Annotated in this window: 2 protein-coding genes; one reads left to right on the top strand and one right to left on the bottom strand. The window is 34.0% G+C overall.

All coding sequences use genetic code 11. The annotated features are described in order from the left end of the window. Positions 1-57: 57 nt before the first annotated feature. Positions 58-1,026 (bottom strand): ABC transporter substrate-binding protein, encoded by a 969-nt coding sequence (locus tag ABXH34_RS17230; protein WP_353573122.1) that lies wholly within the window; start codon positions 1,024-1,026, stop codon positions 58-60. A 1,348-nt stretch (positions 1,027-2,374) separates the two neighbouring features. Here ABXH34_RS17230 and ABXH34_RS17225 point away from each other — a divergent pair. Next, on the top strand, positions 2,375-5,945 hold a 3,571-nt coding region (locus ABXH34_RS17225; RefSeq protein ID WP_353573121.1), incomplete at its 3' end, for a response regulator.

The following is a 5,945-nucleotide window of genomic DNA, read 5'->3' as shown; positions in this document are numbered from 1 at the left end:
ATACCAGACTATTAAACTATGAAATCATGGCTATTAATAACATATCACAACAGTAAATTATTTTTTCGATAATAGCTGGATAAACTGCTTATTAATCACTACTTCTAAATCAGGTGATTGTATTATTTGTCCTTTGGTATGGTAAAAATCAATAATATCTAATCCACTTTGAAACAATAGACCGTCAGATTGTAAAGCCAAATAGTTTTCTTCTAAGTCAGGAAAATGTAAACCCTCAAATCCTACTATAAATTCTTCTGCATTTACTTGGTTATATTGTGCAAAAATGGCTAGGCTTTCTTGTGGATTTTGCTGAACATAGTCTCTAGCATCTAAAATTGCTGCAATAATTTTTTTAATTTCATTGGGATGTTGTTGCACAACGGTATCCCGAAATGCCAAGATGTCTGTAATCATACCAGGCATATCTTCAGCCTTAGCCAAAAACCGATAACCTGATTTGAGAGCTTGGCTCAATGTGGGCTCATAGGTATAAGCCGCATCTACATGTCCCTGATTTAGAGCATTCAGCGCCTCAGAACCCGCAATCGTCATAGCCTTAAATTGGCCTTCTTCTAATCCTGCTTTTTCTAATAATTTCATCACAAACAGATGTGAAAAACTATTTAATTCTTCAAAAGAAACAGTTTTGCCAGCTAAATCTTGTAAACTTTTAATTTCAGGTTTGGCTACGATACCATCAGCAGAAAAAGAAGAGTCAACTACCATAACCACTTGAGTTGGATAGCCTTCTGCATTCAAAATAATGCTATCAGGAAATACATCGAATAAACCATCGGCTTGTCTGGTTTTATAAAGTTCAATGGTTTCTAAACTATCCAAAGCTCCTATTAAATTTACATTTACACCATGTTTGACAAAAAAACCATTTTCTTGGGCAACAATGACGTGGATATAGCCAATCCAAGCGGCTTCCATTGCAATATTAATAGGTGTTTGATGATGAGATTTTCCTGTACAAGACGTAAGCAATAAAAGCAACATCAAATAGTTAAATATCTTCATAAATCAATCCTTTAATGTAAGTTATATGTGGTGTATTAGAGCCTGCTGAGTCAAGAAAGCATCTTTAATAAAAGATTATCAGGTTGATGAAGATCGTGTGATTTTTTAGAATTAATAGTTGGCGCAATTTTTTGTAGCATGATAAATATAAATTAATGGGTCATCGCTTGTTGAGTATTGCTCAGATTTCAATCAAAGTTAAAATTAATATAGCCAAATGATATTTAGCATTTAATTCTTGTTGCTCAAAAAACACTTTGATAATATTTTATATTACTAGCCTACTCTATATTAGGGAGTATTCTCAATCATTGGTGCTAAATAACGAAAGAAACCAACTAAGCAACCACCAGCTACAAAAAAAGGTAGTGCCATAATGCAGTTAATCATATATTATTTTTTTAGGGTCGGGATAAAGTTTTTAGTTGTAATGATATAGTCAATTCTATCTTAAGTGCGAGGACTGGCAGTCCTGAAATTCTTTAAATATCAATTGCTTTTAAAAATAAGGACTGCCAGTCCTGTATCACTTTAAAATAAAGTGACTATAAATAAAATACCAAACAGCTCCAATATGATTTTCAACAGTTTTAGAGGCAGATTTTCCAATGTAAATAAAAATTGTAGACAAACTAAAAACTAATATATTGTAATAATACAAACAAGAATCATTATCAAAATAGAATATTTTTTTATCAAAACGGGTATTACATAATGGTGACTTATGGAAAATTCTGTGAATGATGCCCACTGCCACTATAAGTATAGGAATATGAATCATATGCTGCAAGTAAGGTCTTCATACTGTTTAGGTGTTATCTAAAATGACAAATTATAAGTAAAAATTCATCCAATACTCTTGCATTTTTTGACAAAAACCTTCATTTCGATTTTCAAAGACATCAAGTGTGAGTTTTTTGGGTTTAGCCGTAATTCTGCTAAATAATCCTCATCGCATACCTATCAAATCACCTAAATATATTTCTAGCTCTATACCTATTTCTTGAAACCTGCTAAACAGGCTTTCCAGCAGTGTCTAAGACTACCAAAAATATATTACGCCCCATTTTTTCTCAATTCCAATCTTTATCCAACGCTATTCCTAAACCATATAGACTTGAATAAAACAGATGGTTTAGTCTAATAAATCTTTATTTGTCATGATGATACATTTTATTTATGATGAATTGTTTTTCATAATTAAGTTCAAAACATGATAGAATTTAACATCATTATCGATAATGAAAATTATCCTCAAAACAAGCATTACGTTAATTTTAAAATACCTTATGTAAGGTAAGAATTTTGCTTAATAGCGGATAAAGCCACAGTATATGGATCAGTTCAAATGTTTAAATTAACCAGTTTATCGGCAAAAATTATTTCAATGGCATTGCTATTAGCCCTTATTCCATTGATTATTGTTTATTTCGTTGCTTCTTCTCTATTCACCGAAGCTTTAATCACTAATATTCAACAGAATTTAACTGCTCAAGCCATTCAAGCTGGGCATAGTATTGACCAGTTTTTTTATCAACGTATTACTGATATTAAAATGTTATCGCAGGCAGATTTGCTGGAGGATGACAATACCGCCAAAATCAATCAATATTTAGAAGAAGTCCAAGTCGAAAATAATTTATTACATGATATTTACGTGGTTTTGCCTTCAGGAGAATTTATTGCTGCAGCTTTGGATAAAAATAAAATATCAAAACATATTCAAACTCTTAATTTAGAGGAAGTTACTGAATTATTTAAACGCAGTTTGACTGCAAATCAGGGCGATGTACTGGTGAGTAATGCACTTAAATTTGATACAGGTCTTAAAGTTATTTTGATGACACCGATTACTGATGACTCAAATATTAATGTGATTAAAGTGCTCATCATTGAACTGGATTTGAAAGCAGTTGAAAAAATTGTGGTTCACTTTGATAACAGTATTATCGGTAATAAATCCGTTTATATCGTGGATAATGATGGCTTAGTTGTGGTGACACCTGATAAAAATTCACAATTACTCAAACCGTTTAAAGATTTAAAAAATAAGCCTGATTTGCTCGAATCATTCAGCAATCAAGGTGAAGATGGTAGTGCACTGTATATTGATGCCGATAATGACCACGTGGTCGCAGGTTTTGCTGATATGGAAGAGTTTGGGATTAATCATGCTTTGGATTGGAGCATTATTGGTTTAGCACCGATCAAAGATATTGCTGCACCCATATACTCGTTGCGTAATTTTTTAGTTTTGTTGATTCTTTCTCTCACACTGGTCACTGGATTAGCTGCCGTTTTAGTCGGACGTAGTATTTCTAAACCAATTCTGAAAATAATTAAACTGATTACAGATATTTCGAATGGTAATTTAAGTGCGGAAATTCAATTATCTGATAAAGGTGAAATCGGGCAATTATCTGATTCTATTCGTAAAATGCAGAACAATATTCGTGATACAGCCAATACTGCTGAAAATATCGCAGAAGGTAATTTAGACGTTAATATTACCGTATTATCAGAGCAAGATATTTTAGGTAAATCTTTAACCGCAATGGTTGACCGTCTACGTGAAATGCGTGATGAACAAGCACAACAAGATTGGCTAAAAACAGGTTTAAATAATTTAAATGAGAAAGTCAGTGGTGAGCAAAGTGTTGCCATGCTAGGCGAAAATGTAATTAATTTTTTGACTCCTTATGTTGGTGCACAGGTGGGTGCATTTTATTTATACAGCCCAGAAGATAATGAAGATGGTTATTTGAAAATGATTGCATCCCATGCTTATGTGTGGCGCAAACAAATCAATAACAAAATTCATCTAACAGAAGGTTTAGTGGGACAAGCCGCTTACGAACGTAAAATGATTGTGTTAACAGATGTTAATTCTGACTACGTGCGTATCAGTTCAGGTTTAGGAGAGTTGCCCCCAGCATCTATTTTAGTCTCACCTTTTTTATATGAAGGCCAATTAAAAGGCGTTGTTGAATTTGCTACTTTAGGTGAATTTACCCATCAGCATTTAAATTTCTTAAATCAAGTCATGCCTGCTTTGGGTATTTCAGTCAATACAGCCGAATCTCGTACTCAAATGGAATCATTGTTAAACAACAGCCAACAGCAAACCCGAGAGCTTGAAGAACAATCACATCAAATGCTTAGTCAACAACAGGAATTACAAAGAGTTAACGAAGAGCTACAAGCCCAATCAGAAGAATTACAAAGCCAACAGGAAGAATTGCGTGAAGCCAATGAGCAGCTTGAATTACGCACCGAAGATTTAGAACAGCAAAAAGATGAAATCCGTAAGAAAAATGATGTGTTAAAAGTGACTCAAATAGAAATTGAGCGCAAAGCACATGAGTTGGAAGTGTCGGGCAAATATAAATCAGAATTTTTGGCTAATATGTCCCATGAGTTACGTACCCCATTGAATGCTATTATGATTTTGTCACAAATTTTAGCGGAAAATGAAGAAGGGAACTTAACTGAAGAACAAGCAGATTATATGCAAACAATTTACAGTGCGGGCGCGGATTTGCTGGATTTAATTAACGAAATTTTAGACTTATCCAAAGTGGAATCTGGCAAAGTTGAAATTCAGCCAGAAAATTTCTCATTACGTGAATTAATCAACAAATCCATTGATAGCAAATTTAGAGCGGTTGCTACGAAAAAATCGATTAATTTTGACATTGAAATCAGTTCGCGCGTACCTGAAACAATCTATTCTGGCGTACTTCGAGTGAAGCAAGTGTTGAATAATTTATTATCCAATGCGTTTAAGTTCACCCATCAAGGTGGCATTAAGCTTATTGTTGATTATCAACAAACCGATTTTTTCAAAGATAATAAGCCTTACGTTAGTATCCAAGTGGTTGATTCAGGTATTGGGATTGCTAAAGAGAAATTCCAAGTGATTTTTGAGGCATTTCAACAAGCAGATGGTTCAACCAGTCGCAAATATGGTGGTACGGGTTTAGGTTTATCTATTTCCCGTCAATTGGCACGTTTGTTAGGAGGAGATATTACGATAGATAGTGCCAAAAATCAGGGGTCAACATTCACGTTTTATTTACCGCCAGTGATACCTGATGCGAATGTCACAACCAAAGAACCAGAACATATTGTTGATTTAATAACAAGCAATACGATATTACCTGTTAGCGATATTGAAAACGCCAAACCCATTTTATTAATTACAGATAATCCTCAATGGGCAGAGCAATTAAACCAATACTTTGATCATTGTCAAGAGGTGGAATTTATTATCATTGCCCATCAAGATCACGCGGTTACACAGCTTAAGAAAAATGCTTGCTACTGTATCATGTTGGATTTAGACAGTATTTCAATTGATGAAATCAAGTTGTTTGATTATTTGACCCAAGATGAGCAACTATCAAAAATTCCAACTATCATATACAGCTCTTTAGAGTTACCTAGTTCAGCACAACAAACCATTCAATATCCCAACTTAAAAATAGACTTTATTTTCTCCTTTGAATCATTGGCGGAACAGGCCAAACTTTGCTTTGAAAAAACAGTTGCTGAAGGTGAAGCCAAGCGGCTTAAAAACAAGAAAAATACGCTGATTAACAAAAAAATATTATTGGTGGATGATGATGTACGTAATACTTTTGCCTTGCAAACATTTCTGCAACATAAAGAGATGCAAATCGTTATTGCTCATGATGGTGTTGAGGCGTTAAGTTTGTTGGAACTGAATCCTGATATCGATATTATATTAATGGATATTATGATGCCTGAGATGGATGGTTATGAGGCGATGCGCAAAATTCGAGAGATGCAGAAATTCAAAAAACTCCCAATTATTGCGCTCACAGCAAAAGCGATGAAAGGGGATAAGAATAAGTGCATTGAAGCAGGGGCAAGCGATTATTTGACCAAGCCAATCG

The sequence above is a fragment of the Candidatus Albibeggiatoa sp. nov. BB20 genome (assembly GCA_016744725.1).
In the GTDB taxonomy this organism is placed as follows: Bacteria; Pseudomonadota; Gammaproteobacteria; order Beggiatoales; family Beggiatoaceae; genus Albibeggiatoa.
This window is presented reverse-complemented; position numbering and strand designations above follow the sequence as displayed.